We start from the raw sequence: 23,660 nt of genomic DNA, 5'->3' as shown, positions 1-23,660 counted from the left end.
CCCGCACGCCAAAGCCGGGCGGCTTGCCGATGCCGGCGTGCTTATTGGCCGCGAGTGACCTATTCTGGATAGACACCAGCGTTTCATTCCCTTCCAGGTTTTCGACAGGAGGTGTGCCATGTCGATGTCGCCTACCCTGCAGGAGCGCCTGCGCAGCAAAGGTTCCCGCTACGAAGTCGTGCGTCACCCATACAGCCATTCCAGCATGGAAACGGCGGCTGCGGCGCACGTACCGGGTGACCGTCTCGCGAAAACCGTGCTGCTCGAAGACGAAGACGGCTATGTGGCCGCCGTGCTGCCCTCGACCTATGCCGTGCAGCTCTCCGAGCTATGGAGCAAGACGGGACGCCGGCTCTCGCTCGCCACCGAAGTCGAGCTGCGCGAGCTGTTCAAGGACTGCGATGCGGGCGCATTGCCGCCGATCTGCATGGCTTATGGCATGAAAACCTACCTCGAAGCGAGCCTTGCGGAGCAACCCGATATCTATTTCGAGGCTGGCGACCATGAAGAGCTGATCCACATGGACTCGGATCAGTTTCTGGCGTTGATGGACGACGCCGAGCGCACGCATTTCTCGCGACGCATGCGCGGCATGGCCGCCATGAGTGGCATGAGCAGCATGAGCGGACGGCAGTGAAGTGAAGTTCAGGCCTGCGGCGCCAGTTTTCGACGACTGGCTGCCGCAGTGCGATAATGCGCTGCGCCGGGGTTCCGGCGACGTCCTCGCACTGAGCCGCGCCGGTCGCGCGCGGAGCACGCCTTGCTACTCATGAATATCGATTCCGCCATCGTCGAAGCATTCGCGCCCACCGGGACGCTGCGCGCGTCCATCAATCTCGGCAATCCCATCCTCGTGAATCGCGACCCGGAAACGGGCGAACCGTTTGGCGTGTCCGTCGATCTCGCGCGGGCTTTCGCACAGCATCTTGGCGTGCCGCTCGAACTGGTCGTGCTGGACACGGCGGCCAAGTCGGTGGAAGCCGTGAGCGAAGAGCGCGCCGATTTCGGGTTCTTTGCCGTCGATCCCAAGCGCGGGGAGACAATCGCGTTCACCGCGCCTTATGTGTTGATCGAAGGATTCTATCTGGTGCGCGATGAATCGCCTGTACGTACCAATGCGCAAGCGGATCAGCCGCACAATCGCGTCGCGGTCGGCAAGGGCAGTGCGTACGACCTCTTTCTCACGCGTGAGTTGAAGGCCGCGCAAATCGTGCGCGCGCCAACGTCGCCCACCGTTGTGCAGACGTTCCTCGAGCAGGGCCTCGAAGTGGCGGCGGGCGTGAAGCAGCAGCTCGAAGCGGACGCGCGCAAGACGCCCGGGTTGCGTCTGCTCGATGAGCGCTTCATGGTGATCCGCCAGGCGATGGGCGTGGCGAAGAGCCGGGGCCCGCGCGCCGCTGCCGTGCTCGGTGAATTCGTTGAGGTGATGAAGGTATCGGGATTTGTTGCGGCGTCGCTCGCGCGGCATGGTATCGGAGGCGCTTGCGTCGCGCCGGCTGCCTGACGTTAGGTACGAACGCGCTGCGTGATGAGTAATCTCCGGACTCTTGCTTTGCTAACCGCGCTAACTGTTAAAGATAGTCAGGCATTCGTCGGTAATTGCAATGAGCGTAACCGTCCTCAAGAATCGAGGATCTCGGGCGCAAGGCTCGATATTGTGGGCCGTTGGCGTTGATTTTGGCCTTTCCTTGTTTTCATGTCGGTCTATTAGTGTTACCCCTGTGCGGGGCGGCACCTACTTTTCTTTGCAGCGGCAAAGAAAAGTAGGCAAAAGAAAGCCGCTCAAACCGCCAGTGTGACGCAGTGGACCACTAACCTTTAATCGGAGTGGCTCCGGGGCGTCTGTCGCCACTCGCCCTCCGCCGGAGTGACAAAGGGCTCATCCATCCGGCGGCGCTTCGCGCGCCGTGGGGCATAACCAAAACCAGTGGGATGCACTCGTATCAGTAGGACTCCAGCGTATTATCCCGGCAGCATTCCTGCGCAATCGCCGCGCAGCACGCCCGGTTTTCCTTGCAGACCCTTCCGCCCGCGCGTAGCGCGTGGCGGGAAGGATGAGCCCCTTGTCACTAAGGCTGAATGTGCGAGGAGACGGATGCCCCGGAGCCGCTCCGATTTACAGGGCAGTGGTGGACTGCGTCACACTGGCGGTTTGAGCCGCTTTCTTTTGCCTACTTTTCTTTGCGGCTGCAAAGAAAAGTAGGTGCCGCCCCGCACAGGGGCAACACAAATATACCTACATGAAAACAAGGAAATGCCAACGCCACCAAGAACCACGCCAACCCTAAGGAATAGCAATCCAAAAACACTCGCCAAGCAACTGCGCGCATGCCGTCGCGACGCCCGACTTTCACGAGCCGCCGCGCCGACAGCGGCTTTCTCACGATAGCCGTCCACTTGCCTCCGCAAATCCCGGCGCCGCCCTATCAATGCGCGGCACGGTCATTGTGGCTCGAAACGAATTGACTAAAGCGCGCCGAGCGAAGCTCATCAAACACTTCGCTGGGCGTACCATCGACATCAACTTGCCCCTGATGCAAAAACATCACACGGTTGGAAACATGCCGCGCAAACCCCATCTCATGCGTCACCACCAGCATGGTCCGACCTTCTTCCGCTAGCGTTCTCATCACGCGCAGGACCTCGCCCACGAGTTCGGGGTCGAGCGCCGAAGTCGGCTCATCGAACAGCATGACTTTGGGATGCATGGCAAGCGCACGCGCGATGGCGACTCGCTGCTGCTGCCCGCCCGACAAATGCGCGGGGTAGTGCGCACACTTTTCCGCGAGGCCGACTTTCGCAAGCAACGCCTCGGCTTCCTCGATGGCCTCTGCGCGGCTGCGTTTCAGTACACGCACCGGCCCTTCAATCAGGTTCTCGAGCACGGTCATATGGGACCACAGATTGAAGTTCTGGAACACCATGCCAATCTGCGAGCGAACCCGGTCGACCTGCTGTCGATTACCCGCATGCAGCTTGCCGTCGCGCCGGCGTACGAGCGTCAATTGCTCGCCAGCGAGCGCAATCGAGCCGTCGTCTGGCGTCTCGAGCAGGTTCATGCAACGCAGCAGCGTGCTTTTGCCCGACCCGCTCGCGCCCAGGATGGAGATCACATCGCCTTCGCGCGCATCGAGCGAAATGCCATTCAGGACGCTATGTTTGCCGAATGATTTATGAATGTCTTTGACCGACAATGCAATGGGGAGCGGCTTGCTCATGGATATCTCCGAAGATAAATCGTGGGTCAGGATGCGATGCGTTGCGGATCAGTGACAGGCGGTCCAGGATTCTGGCCAATTGCCTGGGAAGACGAACGATTTGGCATGGGCCGAAGATGACGCGACAGGCGCGATTCGAGCAAGCCAAAACACCGGACGATGATGAAGTTCAAGAGCAGGTAAATGAGTGCGGCGCAGAGAAAGACTTCGCTCGTGCGATAGGTCTGCTGGATGATTTGTTGCGCGACGCCCGTGACTTCCCATACCGTGACGAGACTGGCAAGCGCGGTCGATTTCACCTGCAGGACCGCTTCGGTCGTATAGGCTGGCAGGCACTGGCGCAGCGCAATGGGACCGATGACCCGGCGCAGCAGCGTGAAGCCCGACATGCCGATGGAATAGCCGGCTTCGATCTGGCCGACCGGGACGGCCAGCAGCCCGCCTCTGATGATCTCGGCGGTGTAGCCGGCCGTGCACAGTGCAAGAGACAACACCGCGCACATATACGGCTCGCGCAGGAGCGGCCAAAGAAAGCTCTGCCGGATCACGCCGAACTGCGCGAGTCCGTAGTAGACGAGAAACAACTGGATCAGAATCGGTGAGCCGCGGAACACGAGGATGTACGCGCGAGCCAGCCGATTCGGCAGCCAGTGCCGCGAGACGCGCATCGCCACGATCACGAGCGATAGCGTGCCGCCGAGCGCAATCGAGCAAAAGAACAGACCCAGCGTCACAGGAACGGCGGCGAGCAGGCGAGTCAAGGTGTCGAACAGAAAATCGAATTCGGAATGCATGTGCAGCGTCTCCGTCAATGGCGAGCGAAATTGGTGCGAAAGGTTCGCCCGACGCGTGCCTCCGCATGATTGAAGACCCGGTTCGAGATCATCGTCATCAGCAAATAGAGCGTGCCGCCCACGATGAAGAACACGAAATACTGATGCGTCGAACCCGCGGCCACCTGACTCGTGCGCAGCAGCTCCGCCAGGCCCGTTACGGAAATGAGCGCGGAATCTTTCAGGCTCAATTGCCAGACGTTGCCAATGCCTGGGAGCGCGAAGCGAAGGACTTGCGGAATGAGGATGCGTCGCATCATGAGCAACGTGGGCATGCCGACCGCTCGCGCCGCTTCGAGCTCTCCGCGGGAGACTGCAAGCACCGCCGCGCGATAGACCTCGGCCTGGTAGGCGCCGGAAATCAGGCCGACGGCCAGCGCGCCAACCAGGAAAGGCGGGACCCCGATAAAGCCCTGGGCGCCGAACCAGTGGCCCACGGTCGTGACGAATGTCGACCCGCCGAAGTAAAACAGATAGATCACGAGAAGCTCGGGAACGCCACGAAACACGGTCGTATAGCAGTCGCCCGCGATTCGAAAGATACGGACTCCAGATAGTTTTGCAGATGCGATGAGCGCACCCAGCAATGCGCCTATGAGGAGCGCCGTCAACGTCACCGCAACCGTCATCGCAGCGGCCAGCAACAGTACGCCGCCCCAGCCATCGGCACCGAAACCGAGTAATTCAAGCATGGACATTCATCGTGCTCCTGTGGATTTGTCTATACAAGACTGCACATTTCAGAATTGCTGTGCAAGCCATTTCAGTGCGAATGTGCCTGGTCATCGGGAAATCCCTATTCGCTGATAATCGTGGCACGAAAATATGGGCTCCGGCTTTAGAAAAATTGAGCCGTTGCGTTAGATTTAATCGCTTGATCGATGCTTGTCTGCGTTCCTATTCTGTCCACTATCCGACAACGAACTACACATGGAAGAGGTGGCAATGTATTTGCGCAACGCGTGGTATGTGGCAGCCTGGAGCGATGAGATCGGCGAGCGGCCGGTGGGCCGTGTCATCCTCGGCGAGCCTGTCGTGTTTTATCGCAACGCGGATCGAGCCGTGGTTGCGCTGGAGGACGCGTGTCCGCATCGAAAGCTTCCGCTTTCAATGGGAGAGGTGGTGGGTGACCATCTGCGCTGCGGCTATCACGGGCTCGAATTCGGAGCGAATGGCAAGTGCACCCGCGCACCGGGTCTCTCGCGCACGCCGCCGAACGCGTGCGTGAAGGCCTATCCGGTTGAGGAACGTTACGGTCTGGTCTGGATCTGGATGGGCCCCGCCGAGCTGGCCGATCCGGACACGATCATTGCGGTTGCGCATTACGACGACCCCGCATGGGGCATCAATCGCGGCCCGGCCATGGACGTCGACTGCAGCTATCTGTACATGACGGACAACCTGCTCGATCCCTCGCACGTCACCTACGTGCACAAGACGTCGCTTGGCAACGTGGCGACGGCCGATGTGCCGGTCAAAATGTCGGTTCTCGAAAACGGGGTGCTCGCGGCGCGCTGGATGCTCGATTGCGAGCTCGCGCCGTTCTTTTTGCCGTACGTGAATTTCACGGGTCGCGCCGACCGTCTCCAGCATTACGAAGTGCAATATCCGTCTCACGCGATCATTCGGGACATCATTGCACCGGCAAATTCAGGCGCACCGCAAGGCACGCTTCATCCGAGCGTATTCCTGATGGACTCTTACAACTTCGTGACGCCGGTTACCGAGCATACCTGTCGATATTTCTGGTTCCAGGTTCGCAACTTCCGTCCGGATTGCACGGCGACGAGTCGCGCATTGACCAACGATTTCATCGCCGCATTCAAGGAAGATCTCGTGGTATTGGCGGCCGTCGATCGCGGCATGGCGAACAAGCGCACGCCGAACACGGATATCGAAACCGACGCGGCTCCGCTGCGCTTTCGCAGAGTGCTGAAAAAGATGATCGATGCGGAGCAGGCATTGCAACTGGTGCTGCCATGATATCGGGGAGTGTGAAGGCATGAACGCTTGGGTCGAAACGATCGAGGTCGTTGTCCATGAAGCCGCCGGCGGAACGGACGACACACGCGTATTGCGGCTGGCGCGCCAGGACGGCGCACCGCTGCCGGCTTATCGGCCAGGGGCGCATGTCGACGTCTATCTCCCGAATGATCTGGTGCGCCAATATTCGCTTTGCGGGCCGAACCCACAGGCGTCCGATTACCGGATTGCCGTCAAGCGGTCGAGCGAATCGCGAGGTGGCTCCGCATGGCTGTGCAGCCACGCGGGCAACGGCACGCAATTGCGGATCGGTTTGCCGAGGCACGCTTTTGGTGTGGACGAGACGGCGGCGCATCACATCCTGGTGGCAGGAGGAATTGGCGTCACGCCGGTTCTCTCGATGGCCTATGCACTTCAGGCCTCGGGCAAGTCTTTCCAGTTCGAGTATTTCGTGCGCAGCGAAGCCGATACGGTCTTTCGGGACGAGATCATGCGCTCGCCTCTGGCCGCGCATACGCGAATCCATCCTGCGCTTGCACCGGATGCGGTGCGCGAGCGCGTGGCGGCGCTGCTGGCCGAATCGAAACCGCAGTCGCACCTGTACGTGTGCGGTCCAGCTGCGCTGATGCAGATGACCGCTGAGTTGGCTCGCGCCGCACTCGGTGACGGCAACGTTCACATGGAGGCGTTTGGGCCAATGGCGCCAGCGGAAGCCGGCGAGCGCGAGTTTGTCGTCAAGCTCGGCTCGTGCAGCACGGCGGTCGTGGTGCCGCCGGCCAGGTCCGTGCTGGCGTGTCTTCGCGACGCCGGGCATGAGATCGGGTCGTCGTGCGAAGTCGGTGTGTGCGGGTCGTGCATGATGCGCGTGATCGAAGGGGAGCCGGATCATCGGGACAGCTATTTGACGGACGATGAGCGCATGGCGGGAACGCATTTTCTGCCGTGCGTTTCGCGCTCGAAGTCGCCGGTGCTCGTGCTTGCGCGCGACACTTGATGGTGGATGTGACGCAATTCAATTTCAACAGCGACGGAGGAGATATGCATAGGATGATGAATAAGCGCAGCGTCGTGAAGGCGATAACAGGCGCGATGGCTTTCGCTGCCATCGTGGCAGTCGCGCCCGCGCAGGCTGCGCAGGAGAAGACGGTCAGTATCGCCCTCGAGGGCAGTTACGAGCCATGGAACCTGACGCGGCCCGACGGCAGGCTCGACGGTTTCGAGCCGGAATTGGCCCAGAATCTTTGTCAGCGCATGCACGTGCAATGCAAACTCGTTGCCCAGGATTGGGACGGACTGATTCCGGGCCTCAACGCAGGCAAGTTCGACGTGATCATGGACGCGCTGTCCATCAGCGACGAGCGCAAGAAAGCCATCGCGTTCTCGCGGCCTTACGCGAACACGCCTGCGGTTTTTGTCTCGTCATGCCCTGGGTTGCTTTCGAAGGCTCCGTCCAACGGGGCGTTGCTGAAACTATCCGGCAATCCGGCGCAGGACAAGCCGACAGTCGATCTGCTGAGAAAGAGTCTTCAGGGAAAGACGATCGGGATCGTGACGGGCTCCGTTTACAGCAACTTCATCAATCAGAATTTCAAGGACGTTGCGACGATACGTGAATACAAGAACGCGCCCGATCACGATATCGATTTGACTTCGGGGCGTATCGACGTCGCTTTCGACGACGCGGCCTACTATGCATCCGCGCTGTCGAAACCCGGTAATTCGTCGCTGTGCCTGACCGGCCCCAAGATTGGCGGCGCGATCTGGGGCGATGGCGAAGCGCTCGGCCTGCGCAAGAGCGACACCGATCTGAAAACGATGTTCGACAAGGCCATCGCCGGCGCGCTTGCGGATGGAACAGTCAAGCGCTTGAGCGAAAAATGGTTCAAGACGGACGTTGCGCCTTGAACCTGCAGATCGAGACGTTGCTGCATCAATAAGTTTGGGTAGTCTCCGGATTGCCGTCGTTCCACGTGGACGACGGCTTTTTTCGTGTTTGCGTGTTTGCGTGAGAAGAGCGTCAACTAAAAGCAAACGGTGCGGGAAATGGCGTCCTGAACTGCGCTACGGACGCTTTTCCCGCACCATCAGGGTTTCATCATCGCCGAGCGGCGGTCATGGCACGCGGCTTACGCGTGGAGCGTGCCCGCGATGCTCTCCGCAACACTGGTGAGATCGCCTTCAGCCACGAGCCGATGAATGGCGACCATGTCGGGATAGAAATAGCGATCGTCGTCGACCTTCGCCGCGACCTGCCTGATGCGGGCGTAGACGGCCGCGGTGGCGGGTGAGGCGTCGGCGGGATCGAAGAACTCCAGCGCCTGAGCCGCGGTCATCAATTCGATGGCGAGCACGTGCTGCAGCTTCTGCGAGACCGTGTAGGCCTTGCGCGCGGCGAGGTACGCGAAGCTCACGGGGTCTTCCTGGTTGCCGCTCGTGGAGACGCTGTCGACCGACGCGGGATGGGAGAGGGCGCGCATTTCTCCCAGCAACCCGGCGGCCGTGTATTGCGTGATCATATAGCCGCTATTCAGACCCGGGCGCGCGACGAGGAAGGCCGGCAACTCGCTGAAGTGCGGGTTGACCATGCGATCGGTGCGGCGCTCGGAGATCTTCGCGAGATTGGTCATGGCAATGCACAGCAGGTCGCTCGCGATGCCAACGAAGGTGCCGTCGAAGTTCGCGCCCGATATCGCGATCCCATCGCCGTCGCCCGGATGGATCATGGGGTTGTCGCCCGATGAGCGCACCTCATTGAGAATCGATGCACGTGCATCGTCGATTGCGCGTTTCGACGCGCCGTGCACCTGCGCCATCGCTCTCAGGCTGTACGTGTCCTGCAGACGGTAATCGACGAAGCGTTCGGCGAGCGCGCTGCCGGCAAGCAGGCGCCTCAGGTTGTCGGCCGCGTGGATTTGGTCCGCGTGCTGCTTGTTCGCGTGGTAGCGCTCATCGAGCGAGCGCGTGGTGCCTTTGAGCGGCTGCAGGGACATCGCAGCGGCAATGTCCGCGACCCTGGAGGCGTCGAGCGCGTTGTAGAGCGCGAGCATCGCGATTGCCGTGACCGAGGTGGTGCCGTTGACCAGCGCGAGTCCCTCCTTGCAACGCAGCGTGTGGGGCTTGAGGCCCGCGCCCTGCAGCGCCTGCAATCCGCTCATGCGCTCGCCGCGCCAGGTGGCCTCGCCTTCGCCGATCAGCACGAGCGCCATGTGCGCTTCCGGGCCGAGATAGCCCACCGAGCCGTCTCCCGGCGCCACTGCCGTGATGTCGTGGTTCAACAAATCGGCAATGGTCTGGAGCAACTCGAGAGTGACGCCGGAATAGCCTTTGCCCAGGCTAATGAGGATCATCAACTGGTTCGCGCGAACCACTTCGCGCGGCAGCGGCTCGCCCACCGAAACAGCGTGAGAGCGGACGATGTTGCACTGAAGCTGCTCCGCTTCCTCGGGGCGCACGAGGCGGGTGGAGTTGTCGCCGAATCCGGTTGTCACGCCATAAACGAGGCGATTCTCTTCAAGAAAGCGCTCGACCAGTGCGCGGGAGCGGCGCACGCGTTCGCAATACGCGGGCGAAAAATGCACGCGCGCGCCGTACTTTGCGACAGCGACGAATTGTTCAATCGAAATATCGTCGTCGCCGAGCAGCACTTCCGTGATTTGCTGCGCGCGAACGCGAAATTCGGTGCGAGGTGTGTTCATGTCGTTGCGTCGATCCTGTAGGGAAGTGGGAGTGAGCGCCAGGCGTGAATGCCTGCAACAACCCGCTTTGCAGGCGCGCTTGAGCCACGTTCGAGAATAGGAGGACGCAACGAGGCCGACAAACCATTTAATTTGTCGACCGTTTATAGATTATCTAAAACGCGGATGAGAGACGCTTATGGCGTGATCAGCCGAACATCGAATCGATCTCGCGATTCGTTTGCCCGGCCTCTGCAATGAGCCAGTCGATGAATTGCCGCGCGCCGGGTGTGTCGAGCGAGCCGGGTTGCCAGATCAAATAGTACGGGCGCGGCATCGGCAGCGAGATTCTGAATGGCGCAATCAGCCTGCCGCTAGTGAGCTCGTCGATCGCGAACAACCCTTGCCCGAGTGAAATTCCCCTGCCGCGTGTTGCCGCGTCAATCGCCATCGACGAAAGCGAATAGGTGAGCGGCGCGAGCGTATCGGGAACCGGAACACCGGCGGCATTGAACCAGTCGGCCCAGGTTGGCGGCGAGAGATCGGCCCAGCCCCATTCGACGTGAACGAGCGGATAGTTCAGCAGATCCGCGGGCTGTCTGAGCGGCAGCTGCGGCTCGGGCAGCGACGGCGCGCAAACCGGGGCGACACGATCGGTAAACAGCACCCGATGCGGTGTACCGTCCGTGGGCGGTGCGCCATACGTCAAGCGGATATCCGCGCGGCTTTCGCCCCGCTTGGGCTCGCGGTCGATTGCCTCGACGTGGATGCGCACATCGGGCGACAGCGCGTGCCATTGATCGAGCCGTGCGGCGAGCCAGTGCGTCGCCACCGAAGGGAACGTGCTGAGGGTCAAATGCGGGCCGTGACGCGCGGCGATCAACGCGGCATGCGCGTTGTGGAAGCACTCGAAGCCCTGCGCGACATGCTGATGGTAGAGCTGGCCAAGCTCCGTGGGACGCAACCCCGTGCTTTCCCGAACGAAGAGCGCCACCCCCAGCGCGTCTTCGAGCAGCCGGATCTGCTGGCTGACGGCGCCCGGCGTCACGTGCAGTGCTTCGGCGGCGGCGACCACATTGCCGTTGCGAACGACGGCGTCGAATGCTTGCAACGCGCGTAACGGGGGCAGGCGGCTCATTTCGAATTCCGTATGGGTAGGGACCGTCGGACCGGTGTGAAGACTGCGATTCTCCGTGGTTTTCGTGCGGGTTGTCTAGCTTTGCTTGCAGCACGCGCTGAGGGCTGGGCCGCGAGACGCACGCCCGGCCCCCTGCATCAGCGCCATCGAGACCCGCGCGCCGATGCGCATGGATTGCGCGAGCGAGATGCGGTGCGAGCCCCATGTGAACGGTGTCATGGCCCTCGCGCAGTTGCGCGATGAAACTCCCGCTGATGAACGGCAGCGACGCGAGCGCGACTGCCAAAATGGCTATTGCTTCGGCGCCATTACCTGACCGCGGACCTCGCCGTCCGGGTGGTCCTTCGTGTGGACATTGATGTATAGATTACCCGCGACGAAGTCCTTCGCTTGATCTGGCGTCAGCGTATGTTCGCCCTTGATGGGGCCCTCAATGGCGGTGCTGGTGCTACCCACTTTCGTCAGCCAGACGACAGGATCGCCATTCTTTCCCACTGCCCCGACGTGGAAATGCGCCATCGTTACCGGACTCGAGAGGTCGTTGCACGTTACGTTCCAGGTGACCTGGCGTGTGTCGGGATCGTAAGTGAGCCTGGCGTCACACGTGCCCTTGGTTCGTACGGGAGGCACCTGCTCCGATCCATTGAGTGGTACTGAGAATGACATGGGCGCGGCAAGCGCCACGCTCACCGCTGCGCCGCATGCGACGCCGGCAAGCGCGAGAATGGCGCGCCTGATCTTGAAAGTACTCATCTACTCGCTCCTTTCGGCTTGCCCCAGCCGGACGCCCGGTATGCAACGCCATCCGGCACGAGGGATCAGCCTTCAAAGGCCCCCGACGATTGATCTGATCGCCCAGAAAGGTCGAGCGTGCGGGTGGTCGATTGTGAAGGTACTGTCCGCTGTGTGATTCCGCTTATTTGTGCCCGCCACCCCCGTGCGATCCGCTCGCTCCCGACGCCTGAAAGTCACTGCCGAAACCGCTTGAGTCGTGCCCGCCGCCGTGGCCTTGACCACGCGCTGCACCGTGCTCGCCACCTGCCATGGCAGCGCCATGATGAGAGTCATGGTCATGGCCGCGATGAAAATCGAAGTCATGGTCATGATCATGATCATGACCATCGTGATGATCGTGAAAGTGATCGATACCGCCAAAGCCTCCTCCGTAAAGGTACCCATAGCTGGCGCCGCAGTAATATTCGGCACCTGCAGGATTGCTCATCACGTACTCCTGATCACAGAAGTTAGCCGATGTGTCGTAAGGCACCGTGGTACAGGCGCCCAGCACTGCGGCTGCAAATACCCCCATCAAAGGGGGCAATATCATGTGCTGCACGATAAGACCTCATCTAATTCGCGCTAAACGACAGCGACGCAAAACCTGGCGCAACAATCGCGACGGCTTTGCATGCCATGCCTGACCAATAAACGCTCGCGACGTCTGCTATATTCCAGCGCCTCGCGCGTGTAAAACCCTCATGCTTGCCGGTCCAGCTCCATCTGTGATCGGTGGCTCGACCGTGGCCGCCTGCTTTCGCGCGTGCTTCCGTTCCTCGAATACATCATGACAAGAAGAATCGTTCGACGAATTCATCAATAGCTCACGGCCCCGGCCGTTCCCTGACGAATTCGGCCTGGATTCTGATGTGGACGTCGTCCCCGAAAGCGGAGGACCCACTCGACAGCCCGAACGCAGCCCGGCTGAAGTGACCATCGGCGGAGATCGCCAGTGTTCTGGGGGCGCCCGGTGGATCACGCGGGTCTGCGTCGAACGTCACAGCGAGCGCTACGGGGCGCGTGGTCGCCCGGATCGTCAGATTACCGATCAAAAGGGCAGTGACGGTACCGGTGCGCTCGCACCGCGTGCTCACGAAGCGAATGGCCGGATAGTGCGCCACGTCCAGCATGTCACCGCCTTCGATGGATCCGGTGACGAACGGTACGCTCGTTTCGAGGCTTGTCGCGTCGATCGTCACCATGACGCGGCCCGCGCCGATACCATTGAACCCATCGATCTGGCCACGCATGTGGCTGAAGCGCATGGTGAGATTCGAGTGCCAGATGTTCGCAACGTCGAACGTGACAGCCGAACCGCGCGGTTCGAGTCGATACTGTACCGGCGGCGCGGACGCGTCGATCGCATCGGCACTCAGCCCGACAGCTGTCCACGCCGCGCAGACGAGCGCTACGATCGCGGTTGCGCATGGATTGCCACAACGCATGGCGGCGCCTCGTCGATGAATGGGATGGCAATCTCGCACGCTTCTCCCCCCACTTTTCGCGATGCCCGCCACGCTCGCGGCAGACGTCAACCGCTATACTGCGCAATTGGCCCTCCGCCATCAGTAAACGTGCGCCGCAGGAGGCATATTCCTGAATGAGCGCACAGAACCTCGACTGCGATCCACACATGCCCGACTTGCGCAGGGCAGCGTCTGTGGTCACATCAAGGTCGTATCAGTTCAGCTACTGCAATTGCTCGGAATCGCACGCGAAATAAGCCCTTCGTCGCCGGAATAAACCTCGCATCCTCCTCGTTCCAAAACCGTTACGTCCTTTGGACAGAACAAGGAGTACGGCCATGAAGTCTCTAGTCGACGTGTTCGGCGTCGTAGCATGCGGAGCGGCCATCGCGACGCTCGTGTCTTGCGGCGGCGGCGGCTCCGGTTCGAACCTGTCAATCGCGCCCATCCAGTCGTCGTTCACGGTGACGCCGCTCGTGTCGGATGGCGTGGTGAGCGCCGCGCACACTGATGCGAATCTGAAGAACCCCTGGGGCGTCGCCTTCAATCCGAAAGGCTTCGCATGGGTCGCGGACAACGGCACCAATGTCGCGACGCTCTATGACGGCAACGGGGTGCCGCAATCGCTGGTCGTCACAATGCCCAACGGCAAGAACGGTTCTGCGTCGCCCACGGGCATTGTCTTCAACGGCACACAAAGCTTCACCGTTACGGAAAACGGCAAGTCCGGCGTCGCTGCATTCATCTTCACTGGCGAAGGCGGCACCATCACGGCGTGGGCGCCCACGGTCGGTCCGACCGACGCATTCGTCATGTACGACGACGGCACGGGCGGTGCCGTGTACAAGGGTCTCGCGCTCGCCACGCTGAACGGCAGCAACTTCCTTTACGCGACCGACTTCCACAACAACAAGATCGACGTTTTCAATACCAGCTTCGCGAAGGTTGCGATGCCAGGCGCCTTCAAGGACGCTGCGATTCCGGCCGGCTTCGCGCCGTTCGGCATTCAGGCGATCGGTACGAATCTGTTCGTCACTTACGCGATGCAGGATGCGGCCAGGCACGACGACGTCGCGGGCGCGGGGCGCGGCATGGTCGATGTGTACGACGCGGCGGGCAACCTGAAGCAGCACTTCGCGACGGGCGGCTTGCTAAATGCGCCCTGGGGCATTGCGCAAGCGCCCGGTAACTTTGGCTCGATGAGCGGCGCGATACTGATTGGCAATTTCGGCGACGGCACGATCAACGCGTTCAATGCATCGAGCGGCCTGTCGATGGGGCCGCTCAATGGGTCGAACGGCAGGCCGATCGTCGAGCAGGGCGTGTGGGGCATCGCGTTCGGCAACGACATCAGCAATCAGCCTTCCAATACGCTGTTCTTCGCGGCTGGGCCGAATAACGAAGCCAATGGCGTCTATGGAAGAATCGATCTGAATACGATGCCGAACTCAGGCACAAACACGGGTTCGAACACGGGTTCGAGCACGGGCACAAGCACGAGCGGAGGGACGGGCATGGGTATGTAGTGCAGACTGAGCACTAGACCCTCGCGCAGATGGAGGACAAGACTCGAGTACGGCAACGTATTGCCGGTCCTTGCTAGATCGCATCGGCCACTGCGGCTTGCGGCGCGGTATGGGACGCATCGATCGCGCTGCGGTAGTCGGGATCGGACTCCACCTCGGCAATGATGCGGTCCATCATCGCCACCGCCTCGCGCGGGTATTGGCCCGACGCCGACTCGGCCGACAGCATCACCGCGTCTGCGCCGTCGTACACGGCGTTGGCCACGTCCGAGGCTTCAGCGCGAGTCGGCACCGGCGCGGCGATCATCGATTCGAGCATCTGGGTGGCCACGACGACCGGCTTGCCGGCAGCCCGGCAGGCCCTGACGATCTGCTTCTGAATCCGCGGCACCTGTTCGGCCGGCAACTCGACCCCCAGGTCGCCGCGCGCGACCATGATGGCGTCGGCGGCCTCGACGATTGCTTCAAGCGAGTCGATTGCCGCCGGCTTCTCCAGTTTGGCCAGTACGGCGGCGCGCCCCTCGACCAGCGCTTTCACCTCGAGCACACGACAATCTTGGCATTACGTTGGCGACGCATCAGGCTCACTCCGCTCAAAAAATGAAGTCTGTGTTGATGAACTTCGATTGATGCTCGCGCACGATGGCATTGAGCAAGGCCATGTTCGACTCGGTCTGTCGGGTCGCGATCATCGAGCGGATCGAGAACGCACGCAGCGCGTCGCTGACCGACAGCGTGCCTTCGGCCGAGTCCTTACGCCCGGCAAACGGAAACACGTCCGGCCCGCGCTGACACTGGCTGTTGAGGTTCACGCGGCAGACCTGGTTGACGAGCGGATCCACCAGCGCACCGATCTGCGCGGCGTCGTTGCCGAAGATGCTCACCTGTTGCCCGTGATCCGAGGTGATCACATAGTCGAGCGCCTCTTGCGCCGAGTCGAAGCTCATCACCGGGACGACCGGGCCGAACTGCTCCTCGCGATACAGCTTCATCCCCTCGCGCACGGGATAGACCACGGCCGGGTTGAACAGCGTGCTGCAGAACGCGCCGCCGCCCTCATTGACGACGCGCGCCCCCTTTGCCACGGCGTCTTCGATCGCCTCCGTCATATAGGCGCTGCGATGTGGGCCGGGCAGGGGCGTGATCTGCACGCCGGCCTCCCAGGGCATGCCCATCTTGAGCCGCGCCAGTTCGGCCGTGAAGCGTTCGAGAAACGCATCGACGATACTGCTGTGCACGATCAGCATCTTGAGCGCGGTGCAGCGTTGTCCGTTGAACGACAGCGCGCCGAGCAGGCATTCCTTGACGGCGAGGTCCAGGTCGGCGTCGGGCAGCACGATGGCTGCGTTCTTCGCGTCGAGACCCAACACCGCGCGCAGGCGGTGCGATTTGGGATGCTGCTTTTTCAGGTGATCCGCAACACGGCTCGATCCGATCAGGGCCAGCACGTTGACCTTGCCCGAGGCCAGCATGCGTGGCACCACCAGTTGGCCCGGTGCGTAAATGGTGTTGACCACCCCGGGTGGGAAGGCATCCCGAAACACTTCGAGCAGCGGCTCGAACAGCAGGGTGCCATATTGCGGCGGCTTGAGGACCACGGTGTTGCCCATGAGCAAAGCCGGGATCAGCGTGCAGAACGTTTCGTTGAGCGGATAGTTGTAGGGGCCCATGCATAGCACCGCGCCCAGCGGCGTGCGTCGGACCTGGCCAATGGTGCCCTCGACCACCATGAAGCGCGAATGACCGTTGTCCATGTCCTTCAGTGCCTCGATCGTGGCGCGGATGTATTCGATGGTGCGATCGAACTCCTTGCGCGAGTCGGCGAGGCTCTTGCCGATTTCCCACATGAGCAGATTGACGATCGACTCCCGGCGCTCGACCATGCCCTTCACGAACGCTTGCATGCAGGCGATGCGGCCGGCGGCCATCATCGTCGGCCATGGGCCCCGGCCGTTGTCGTAGGCGGCAACCGCGGCGTCCAGCGCGGCGTCGCTCTGCGCTTCGCCCATCAACGGGTAACTGCCGATCTCGACCTGGCTCACTTCGCCGCTCGCCGCATCGCGCGTGCAGACCGGCGACAGCACGGTTTTACAGGGGCCGTCCCACACGTGCATCTGACCACCGATCAGGTAGCCGCGCTGGTGAACGGGGGCGGTGAGACGCTGGTCCGCTGGAATCTCGTCGAGCGTTGGAAAATACTGGGCGAGTCGAGTATTGTGTCCGGTCATCATGAGGACTCCGAATGCGGTGGGGACGTTCAAAGGGTCGTGAAAAATCAAGGCGGCTCAGGCAGCCGAAGCCATGGGACATGCGTCGCTCACCGCTATTCCATCAGGACCTCGAATCGATAAGCAATTTCAACCGGCTGGCCAGGATCGACCGGCACCGCGGTCGGAATGCCTCGGGCATTGATTGGGTTGGCTGAGAGCGAGGGACGACAGCCCAGCTCGAACGCGCTTGCCACTGGCTCGACGCCGAGGCACAGGTTGCGGCCGTTCCACGGGCGGTAGGTGCGGCCGCGATTGCTGACCCAGAGCAGCAGCGATGGGAGCACGGAGGCGTCCCAGGTCAGACGATACGCCACGCTGGACGCGTCGTCCGTCAGGACGACGGAGCCGTCGATGCCGCAGAGCTGGATGATTTCTTCCGTGTCATGAGCGAAGGGCAGGCGGTCGAACGCCGCCGTTCCCCCGGCGCGCAGCGGTACCTGATCGAGCTGTTCGAAAACCGCGCCTGGCGCGGCACGGGAAACCCCAGGCTCCGGGCCGGCTGGATGAGCGACACCAAAGCGAAACGCGCCTGGCTGGATCCGCAGGGCGCCGGCTATCGACGGCAATGCCAGATTGGGATGCAGTCCCATCGGCCGGCGCGTCTTGCGGCGTGCCTCGACCTTCAGGGAGAAGTCGATTGCGGGGCCATTGGGGTCGGCGCGGATCACGCGAACGAGACGGGCAATCGACGAGGCAAGCGGATACTCGAGTGCGATCTCGATCGCGAAGTCCGTCTGCCGCACGAGGGACCATTCACCCACACAGGCGTAACCATGGAGCAGATCATCGCTCTCGTCGAGCGATGCATCGCGCTCGTCGACCGGCGCGGCAAGGCTTTTCCGCCAGCCATCCACAACGGCCTCGGGAGCATACGGCACGCCAAAAGGCACACAGGGAAATTCGCTTCTGAGCTGGCCGAGCAGTCCCGCCTGTTCAGGCGTGCCATCGTCGAGCCACGGGGCCTCGTAAAACGGCGCGACGCACCGCGTGCCGCTGCGCAGCGTGACGCCGCTCAACATGCCGCCCTTCGCGTGAACGTCGAGGCAGCCGTGAGCCCATTCGAGGTGCCAGATGGTGTCCATGCTCGTCGTCCTGGCAGCAAAGGCAATTGCGCTGTGTTGAGTCATCAGTTTTCTTCTTCCGGCCAGCAGGTGTTGTGGCGCGCGAGCAGCGCGCTGGCCGCCGCCGGTCCCCATGTCCCGGACGCGTAAGGCTTGGGAGGGCTTGCATTGCCGAGCCAGTCTTCGATGATCGGCGCGACCCAGCGCCATGCCGCCTCCTGTTCGTCGCGCCGCACGAACAGGGCAAGCCGTCCCCCGATCACGTCGAGCAACAAGCGCTGATAGGCCTCCATCCGGTCCTGCTGGAAGAACTGATCGAAGGCCAGGTCCAGGTGCACGCCTTGCAGGGTCATGCCCATGCCCGGCTGCTTGGCGAGGGCGCTGAGGCGAATCGACTCGTTCGGCTGCAAACGGATCGTCAGCCGGTTCGAGCCCGGGCGCAGCGCCGTCGGGCCCAACGCCGAGTGCGGCACCGGCCGGAAGTTGACGACAATTTCAGCAATACGGCCCGCGAGCCGTTTGCCGGTGCGCAGGAAAAACGGCACACCGGCCCAGCGCCAGTTTTCCACCTCGGCTTTCAGCGCAACGAAAGTCTCGGTCGTACTGCCTTGCCCGACACCGGACTCCGCGTGATAGGCACAAACGGAGGCGCCCTTGATGGCGCCCGCGTGGTACTGCCCACGCACCACGTTGTGCCGGATCTCGTCGCCGAGCACTGGTTTGAGCGCGCGCAGCACACGCAGCTTCTCGTCGCGCACCGCATCGGCGTCCATGGACCGCGGTGGCTCCATCGCGATGATGGAAAGCAGTTGCAGCAGGTGGTTCTGCACCATGTCGCGCAACGCACCCGTCTGGTCGTAGAAGTTGCCGCGGCCTTCGACACCCAGTTCCTCGGCAACCGTGATCTGGATGCTCTCGACCCATTCGCGGCGCCACAATGGTTCGAACAACGAATTACCGAAGCGCAGCGCGAGCAGGTTTTGCACCGCTTCCTTGCCGAGGTAGTGGTCGATCCGGTAGATCTGGTCTTCCTTGAAGATCTGACCGACCGCATCGTTGATCGCATTGGACGATTCCAGATCGTAACCGAGCGGCTTTTCCAGCACGATGCGGGAGCCTTCCGTGAGCCCGGCTGACGCCAGCGCCCGGCAGATCGGCACGAACAACGCAGGCCCGGTGGCCAGATAGAAAATGCGCCTGCCGTGTCCCGAGGCGAGCGTGTTACCCAGCAAGGAGAAGGCTTCGGGCTGACTGGCGTCGAGCGCGACGTAGGCAATGCGCTCGAGAAAGCTTCGCCACACGGAATCGTCGAGCGGGGTTCCCGCAATGTGCGGCTTCACGTGTTCGCCTACCCATCGCAGATAGCCGCTGCTGTCCAGCGCGGTATTCGCGACGGCAACGATTTGGCCCTCGGGCGCGAGCAGGCCGTCGCGGTGCGCGGCATACAGCGCGGGCAAGATCTTGCGCATCGCCAGATCGCCCGTGCCGCCGAACAGGACGAACGCGAATGGAGGGTGATCCGGCCGGCGGGTGGAGGGTTTCGTCATGGAATTCAGTGATCCTGAATATTGTGTCAAAAGCAAGTCAGTAGATCAGACCGCAACAGCGCTCACCTTGGGGGGCTTCAATGCAGGCGCCTTTTAGCATTTGCGCGAGCGACGCAATGGCGACACCCGCGGTGGTGCTGGTCGAGTTGGCTAGTCGACTCGACGGCGATTAATTAATTCACGTTGATTTATTTAAACCTGGGAGCGCGCGCGTGTCAGCCCAGGGAAATCCCGAGCCTCTCTGGAGGCGAGGCGTTGGGGTTTCGAGGCCGGCTTAGCGCGGCGAGATGACGATCGCGGCCCGGCGGTTCTGTGCGCGGCCGGCTTCGGTTCGGTTGTCGCCCACCGGGTCGCGCTTGCCTTTGCCGATGGTCTCGATGTCCCTGGCAGGAATGCCGACGTCAACGAGCTCGATTGCCACGACCTCGGCACGGCGTTTGGACAATTCATAGTCGTAGTCGTTAGAGCCCTCCGAGTCGGCGTAGCCATACACGCGCACGCTGTTGAGCCCGACCGACACCAGCGTGTGGCCGATGCGCTCGACGATCCGGCGGGCGTCAGGTCTGAGGTTATAACGGTCGAAGTCGAACAGGATCGGTCCGCTCGAGCCGAACTCGAAACCTTGCTCGGTCTCCTGGAATCCCGCCGTCTTGAGCGCCGTGACCTGCGTCGGCGTCAAGCCGCGGTAGAGCGGCGGCGCCTTGCAGGCCCCAAGCAGCAGGCACAGGAGCAGCGCGCTCCCCATGCTCGTGCGCCAGATACTTGCAGGAAACGAGTGTTTTTTCATTGCATACCCCTCGAGCGCGCTCGCCTCGCGCGCGTTATTTGGAATCCTTGCGACGGCCCCCGCTACTGGGCCAGGGCGGCCAGGCGATCGTGTCAAGCCGGTCCGGCGACGCCTTCCGCAAACTGCCACGAGCCCGGCCGCGCGCGCTTGGCCCGGTACATTGCCGCATCCGCAGCGCGCAACAGGCCGATCGCGTCGACCGCGTGATCGGGGTACAGCGCAATCCCGATGCTCACCATCGCGTTCACCACGCGGCCATCGGACAAGACGATCGACGGCGTCATGGCGCACAGTATGTCCTCGGCGATGCGGGTGGCGCTAGCCGTTTCGCGCATCGGCGCCAGCATCACGGCGAATTCGTCGCCGCCGAGGCGCGCCACCAGATCGGCCTCGCGCAACTGCATGCGCAGGCGTGCCGCGATCCCGATCAGCACCGCGTCGCCCGCTTCGTGGCCGAGGCAGTCGTTGATCTCCTTGAAACGGTCACAGTCGAGATAGAGCACGGCGACTTGCTGCTCCGGCACCGCCGCTTCGCCGAGGGCGCGCGTGAGGCGGGCCTCGAATTGTCCGCGGTTGGGCAGGCCGGTGAGGGCATCGTGGGTGGCCTTGTGTTCGAGCGATGCGTTTTCGTGGCGCAAGGTGTTTTGCCAGTTTTCGAATTCGTCGAGCAAGGCGTTGAAGTCGTCGTTGAGCTCGTTGAGCTCCGCGATCGCCGCAGGCGCGACGCGCCGCTCGAACGCGCGCTCGCGCCGCACCGCGTGAGCGACGCCGGCCAGCGCGCGCAGCGGCGCGACGATGTTGCGCAGCACGCGCTTCGAGCTGACATAGGCGCCAAGCACGCTGACCGAGAGGCACGCCAGGATGCCGCCGACGCCGCCGAGCAGGAAGCCGAAGAACTGGTGCCCCTGACCGCGCACGGTAACGTAGCCGACGACGATGCCATCGTGCACCACTCGTACGGTCACGGGTCCAGGCAGCGCAAAGTCGGCGACTTCGCGCTCGAGTTTCGCGATCGTGCTGGCCGCCGGCAGTTGCCAGGCCGCGAACGGGCGGCCCTTGCTATCCGTGACGACGATCTCGGCCACGTCCTCTTCTTTCGCGATCAGGCCGATCGCCTCGGTCGCCGCGATGCGGTCGCCGAACACGAGCGCCGCTTCGACCGTGTAGCCGAGCGAGCGGGCCAGCAGGTGCAGATTGTTGCCCGCGTAGGCGCGCAAGGCGATCACGGCGACCATGATCAACGACACCGCGGCCATTGCCACGGCGACGAACGCCAGTCGCAGGTGCGCGCGGCGCAACACGTTCTGCAGCGTCGGGCGCGGCGTGCGCGGAGGGGAGGCGGGCGGCACGGGATGCATCATGGCGTCACCGGTCGCCGCGCGAGATTGAGCACATTGGGATGAACCCGCACGCCGCTGCGCGCCACGGCGTCGAGATTGATGTCGAAGGTAACGCGATTGCCATCGACATTGAGGCAAAACATGCTGCCCGCCGTGCAGGACGGATCGTGTTCCGCAATCGTCAGGACCGGATGGCCCGCCACGGTGGCACTGACTTGCTGCCGCTCATCGTCAGTCAGGTTGCCGAGGTAGACGATTTCGCAGGCTTTGCCGAGGGCGGCATCATCGAAGTGCAGGCGCTGCACGTCCAGCGGCGTCGAGCCGGCCTGCAACGTGTCGACGAGAGCGTGCGCGTAGTCGGGCTGGCCCGTCACGCACAGATGCAGGCGTGCGGGTGGCGTCGGCCAGTGCGTGAAGCTGATGATGCCGAGCACGACCTGACGCACCGCGGCGTCGCGTGGCGAAATGGCGGGATCGGCGTGGCTCGTGGCGGTGACGGCACGCGCCGGGCTGGCTGGATCGACGGTATTGTCCGATGTGTCGGCAAGCACGGCCGTTGCCCCACACAGCACGCAAGCCATCGCGAGCAGAACACTACTGAGCAAGGCATGACGAAGCAAGGCCGCCCAGCCAGGCCGGGCGGACATAGCCTGCGCGGCGATCGCCGCCGCGCCCCCTGGCGTCATTGCGACTGCACGACAAGCAATCGCTGCGCGCACTCTCGCATGCATGATGAAAACACTCGCTGGCGTCCACCCGCGCGCTGCCTTTTGACTCCCGCCAGTCGCGGAGCGGCACCACGTGATGCGCCCTGAAATTCATCTTATGCACAAAGTCGCACGATCAACCAGTCGGCAACAGCTGCTTTTGTTGTGGCTATCGACGATGGCCACCTTGCGGCGAATTGATCTGCACATTGGCTGGTCGCAGCGCTGCGAGCGGGTCGATATGCTTACCCGTCACACGCTGCGTGAAGCAGATTATGAACCGATCACTGGGTACAACTGTGGTGGATCGAACCAAGAATGCCGTTACGTCACGTTTGTTTCGGCCACCCGACGATATGTGCCCAGCTCGTGGCCGCTGAACTGACCGCTCCCCAAAATGCTGGCGAATTTGAACGTGCCTGCAAGTTCACGAGTGGATATTTGTAGTACTAAAGGATCGAGCGGCAATCCGCATGCGGGGAAGGACGGGCGCAAAACCTATAATGAACTGGGCGGCGCCTGCCTTACGCGGCAAATCTCGAGCTGCGCAGCAGGGCGGGTACTGCTTCGTCCCCCTTTGCGCGAGGCAAATCATGGAACGCACCGATGCGATCCTCAAGCAGGTGATGGCGGCTTTCGAACGCGAATCGCACCTGAAGCTTCACCATTCCCCCATTCATATCAGCCTCGATGGCGGTGCCCTGACCGTTGCAGGCGAGGTGCCGGACGTGGCGTCGAAGAAACGGTTGATTCAGTTGACCCGGGCGCACAGCAACGGCGAACCGCTCGTAGACCAGTTGCGCGTGAGCGCTGGGCCGCCGATAGGTGATGGCGAGTTGCGCACGCGGATTTGCGAACGGTTGTTGCAGACCACGGAATTTCGTGACTGCGTGATCTGTGCGCGCGTGAAAGGCCAGCTCGAAATGCTGCGCGGCACCATGGATCAGGCCGGCGAGGAGGGCAGCGGCGTTGTGGAGGTGACGGTTGACGGTGGCGTGGTGACGTTGACGGGCCAGGTAATCAGCCTGTCCCATCGGCGGCTCGCGAGTGCGATTGCCTGGTGGGTCGGTGGGTGCCGCGACGTGGTGAATCTGCTGGAGTTGGTGCCCGCTGAAGCGGATGGCGACGAAGAGATCTGCGAGGCCCTCGCGCTCGTGCTCGAAACCGATCCGCGCGTGCACGCCGGCCAGATCACCATCAATGTGGAGGACAAGCGCATTACGCTCGCGGGGTGCGTGGCAACCGAAGCCGAGCGGCGCCAGGCGGAGATGGATGCGTGGTGTCTGGACGCCATTGCCGGCGTGGTCAACCGGATCGAGGTGCGAGCCTGATC

Annotated in this window: 21 protein-coding genes and 2 pseudogenes; 7 read left to right on the top strand and 16 right to left on the bottom strand. The window is 62.4% G+C overall.

The window, feature by feature from the left end; all coding sequences use genetic code 11:
• The first annotated feature begins 118 nt into the window (after positions 1-118).
• Both EYW47_RS21155 and EYW47_RS21150 read left to right on the top strand, forming a co-directional pair.
• Positions 119-637: an aminoacyl-tRNA deacylase gene (locus tag EYW47_RS21155; protein ID WP_133196780.1), complete on the top strand. Its 519-nt coding sequence runs from the start codon at positions 119-121 to the stop codon at positions 635-637.
• Positions 638-769: 132 nt separating this feature from the next.
• Positions 770-1,504: an ABC transporter substrate-binding protein gene (locus EYW47_RS21150; RefSeq protein WP_133196779.1), complete on the top strand. Its 735-nt coding sequence runs from the start codon at positions 770-772 to the stop codon at positions 1,502-1,504.
• 922 nt (positions 1,505-2,426) lie between these two features.
• Here EYW47_RS21150 and EYW47_RS21145 read toward each other — a convergent pair.
• Genes EYW47_RS21145 through EYW47_RS21135 form a run of 3 tightly spaced genes read right to left on the bottom strand, consistent with a single transcriptional unit; the run spans position 2,427 to position 4,749 of the window.
• Positions 2,427-3,218 carry an ABC transporter ATP-binding protein gene (locus tag EYW47_RS21145; RefSeq protein WP_133196778.1) on the bottom strand — a complete coding sequence of 264 codons (792 nt, stop codon included), beginning with the start codon at positions 3,216-3,218 and terminating at the stop codon, positions 2,427-2,429.
• 26 nt (positions 3,219-3,244) lie between these two features.
• Complete coding sequence (locus tag EYW47_RS21140; protein WP_133196777.1) at positions 3,245-4,012, bottom strand: ABC transporter permease; 768 nt, start codon at positions 4,010-4,012, stop codon at positions 3,245-3,247.
• Between the two features lie 14 nt (positions 4,013-4,026).
• Positions 4,027-4,749 carry an ABC transporter permease gene (locus EYW47_RS21135; RefSeq protein WP_133196776.1) on the bottom strand — a complete coding sequence of 241 codons (723 nt, stop codon included), beginning with the start codon at positions 4,747-4,749 and terminating at the stop codon, positions 4,027-4,029.
• 232 nt (positions 4,750-4,981) lie between these two features.
• On the opposite strand from EYW47_RS21135, the gene EYW47_RS21130 reads away from it, so the two are divergent.
• Genes EYW47_RS21130 through EYW47_RS21120 form a run of 3 tightly spaced genes read left to right on the top strand, consistent with a single transcriptional unit; the run spans position 4,982 to position 7,939 of the window.
• Positions 4,982-6,034 (top strand): aromatic ring-hydroxylating dioxygenase subunit alpha, encoded by a 1,053-nt coding sequence (locus EYW47_RS21130; RefSeq protein ID WP_240763829.1) that lies wholly within the window; start codon positions 4,982-4,984, stop codon positions 6,032-6,034.
• A 19-nt stretch (positions 6,035-6,053) separates the two neighbouring features.
• Positions 6,054-7,028 carry a PDR/VanB family oxidoreductase gene (locus EYW47_RS21125; RefSeq protein WP_165976634.1) on the top strand — a complete coding sequence of 325 codons (975 nt, stop codon included), beginning with the start codon at positions 6,054-6,056 and terminating at the stop codon, positions 7,026-7,028.
• 56 nt (positions 7,029-7,084) lie between these two features.
• Positions 7,085-7,939: a transporter substrate-binding domain-containing protein gene (locus tag EYW47_RS21120; protein WP_205710119.1), complete on the top strand. Its 855-nt coding sequence runs from the start codon at positions 7,085-7,087 to the stop codon at positions 7,937-7,939.
• 221 nt (positions 7,940-8,160) lie between these two features.
• Here EYW47_RS21120 and EYW47_RS21115 read toward each other — a convergent pair whose 3' ends face one another.
• The 6 genes and pseudogenes from EYW47_RS21115 to EYW47_RS21090 all read right to left on the bottom strand — a co-directional run bounded on the left by EYW47_RS21115 (position 8,161) and on the right by EYW47_RS21090 (position 13,068).
• The gene (locus tag EYW47_RS21115; RefSeq protein ID WP_133196774.1) at positions 8,161-9,729 is read right to left on the bottom strand and encodes an HAL/PAL/TAL family ammonia-lyase; all 1,569 of its coding nucleotides are present in this window, start codon (positions 9,727-9,729) and stop codon (positions 8,161-8,163) included.
• A 187-nt stretch (positions 9,730-9,916) separates the two neighbouring features.
• Complete coding sequence (locus tag EYW47_RS21110) at positions 9,917-10,846, bottom strand: LysR substrate-binding domain-containing protein (protein ID WP_133196773.1); 930 nt, start codon at positions 10,844-10,846, stop codon at positions 9,917-9,919.
• 89 nt (positions 10,847-10,935) lie between these two features.
• Positions 10,936-11,126, bottom strand: a pseudogene (locus EYW47_RS42675) (hypothetical protein); the annotation flags it as partial.
• A gap of 11 nt (positions 11,127-11,137) precedes the next feature.
• Complete coding sequence (locus tag EYW47_RS21100; RefSeq protein ID WP_133196772.1) at positions 11,138-11,599, bottom strand: CHRD domain-containing protein; 462 nt, start codon at positions 11,597-11,599, stop codon at positions 11,138-11,140.
• Between the two features lie 72 nt (positions 11,600-11,671).
• The gene (locus EYW47_RS21095; protein WP_165976633.1) at positions 11,672-12,025 is read right to left on the bottom strand and encodes a hypothetical protein; all 354 of its coding nucleotides are present in this window, start codon (positions 12,023-12,025) and stop codon (positions 11,672-11,674) included.
• Positions 12,026-12,447: 422 nt separating this feature from the next.
• The gene (locus EYW47_RS21090) at positions 12,448-13,068 is read right to left on the bottom strand and encodes a YceI family protein (RefSeq protein WP_133196807.1); all 621 of its coding nucleotides are present in this window, start codon (positions 13,066-13,068) and stop codon (positions 12,448-12,450) included.
• A 359-nt stretch (positions 13,069-13,427) separates the two neighbouring features.
• On the opposite strand from EYW47_RS21090, the gene EYW47_RS21085 reads away from it, so the two are divergent.
• Positions 13,428-14,615, top strand: coding sequence for a TIGR03118 family protein (locus tag EYW47_RS21085; RefSeq protein ID WP_133196770.1), 1,188 nt, complete (start codon positions 13,428-13,430; stop codon positions 14,613-14,615).
• A 76-nt stretch (positions 14,616-14,691) separates the two neighbouring features.
• On the opposite strand, the pseudogene EYW47_RS21080 reads toward EYW47_RS21085, so the two are convergent.
• The 7 genes and pseudogenes from EYW47_RS21080 to yfiR form a co-directional block, all read right to left on the bottom strand.
• A pseudogene (locus tag EYW47_RS21080) lies at positions 14,692-15,162 on the bottom strand (pyruvate kinase); the annotation flags it as partial.
• A 46-nt stretch (positions 15,163-15,208) separates the two neighbouring features.
• Positions 15,209-16,846, bottom strand: a complete 1,638-nt coding sequence (locus EYW47_RS21075) for an NADP-dependent glyceraldehyde-3-phosphate dehydrogenase (protein WP_377785350.1) — start codon at positions 16,844-16,846, stop codon at positions 15,209-15,211.
• Positions 16,847-16,938: 92 nt separating this feature from the next.
• Complete coding sequence (locus EYW47_RS21070; RefSeq protein WP_240763828.1) at positions 16,939-17,967, bottom strand: hypothetical protein; 1,029 nt, start codon at positions 17,965-17,967, stop codon at positions 16,939-16,941.
• A gap of 44 nt (positions 17,968-18,011) precedes the next feature.
• Positions 18,012-19,493: a glucose-6-phosphate dehydrogenase gene (zwf, locus tag EYW47_RS21065; protein ID WP_133196768.1), complete on the bottom strand. Its 1,482-nt coding sequence runs from the start codon at positions 19,491-19,493 to the stop codon at positions 18,012-18,014.
• Positions 19,494-19,767: 274 nt separating this feature from the next.
• Positions 19,768-20,280, bottom strand: coding sequence for an outer membrane lipoprotein YfiB (yfiB, locus tag EYW47_RS21060; RefSeq protein ID WP_133196767.1), 513 nt, complete (start codon positions 20,278-20,280; stop codon positions 19,768-19,770).
• A 92-nt stretch (positions 20,281-20,372) separates the two neighbouring features.
• Positions 20,373-21,641, bottom strand: a complete 1,269-nt coding sequence (gene dgcN / locus EYW47_RS21055) for a diguanylate cyclase DgcN/YfiN (RefSeq protein ID WP_133196766.1) — start codon at positions 21,639-21,641, stop codon at positions 20,373-20,375.
• A complete protein-coding gene (gene yfiR, locus EYW47_RS21050; protein WP_133196765.1) occupies positions 21,638-22,351 on the bottom strand; it encodes a regulatory sequestration protein YfiR in 714 nt (237 codons plus the stop codon). The genes dgcN and yfiR overlap by 4 nt, the downstream gene beginning before the upstream one ends.
• 479 nt (positions 22,352-22,830) lie before the next feature.
• Here yfiR and EYW47_RS21045 point away from each other — a divergent pair, with 479 nt between their 5' ends.
• The gene (locus tag EYW47_RS21045) at positions 22,831-23,658 is read left to right on the top strand and encodes a BON domain-containing protein (RefSeq protein WP_240763827.1); all 828 of its coding nucleotides are present in this window, start codon (positions 22,831-22,833) and stop codon (positions 23,656-23,658) included.
• Positions 23,659-23,660 lie beyond the last annotated feature (2 nt).

The organism is Paraburkholderia silviterrae (genome assembly GCF_004353915.1).
Lineage (GTDB): Bacteria > Pseudomonadota > Gammaproteobacteria > Burkholderiales > Burkholderiaceae > Paraburkholderia > Paraburkholderia silviterrae.
Note: the sequence above shows the minus strand (reverse complement) of the source record. Positions and strands in the feature narration are given on the sequence as shown.